The sequence below is a fragment of the Paraburkholderia sp. SIMBA_053 genome (genome assembly GCF_046534895.1).
Classification (GTDB): Bacteria; Pseudomonadota; Gammaproteobacteria; order Burkholderiales; family Burkholderiaceae; genus Paraburkholderia; species Paraburkholderia caledonica.
Window position 1 is genome coordinate 1 of record NZ_JAWRXU010000465.1, and the last position, 286, is coordinate 286.

Genomic DNA, 286 nt, shown 5'->3' on the forward strand with positions numbered 1-286 from the left:
CTCGAAAAACCGGACCGCGGCCACGTGCCCGCTACTCGGCTGGCGAATTTCGGTAGCCAGCGCGATTTCGCCCGGCAGTCCGTTGTCGACGGCCACTGCATCGAAGACGATGCCCGTGCTCAGACACAGCATGGCCTTACCAACGACCATCTTGCCCTTCTCAGCAGCGACACGGAGCTCGACGTACGACAGCTTCGAGTTCTCCGGCACCTGCAGCAATTGCGATGCAGACTGTGCCGGATCGCTCGTCCGGGTGATTTTCTGATTCATGTTGAGGCTCTCCTGT

The 286-nt window shown here is 60.1% G+C and carries 1 protein-coding gene; it reads right to left on the reverse strand.

Going from position 1 to position 286, the window contains the following annotated elements:
• A partial coding sequence (locus tag SB753_RS36440) for a hypothetical protein (protein ID WP_410804974.1) occupies window positions 1-270 on the reverse strand: 270 nt, incomplete at its 3' end.
• Between the last annotated feature and the right edge of the window lie 16 nt (window positions 271-286).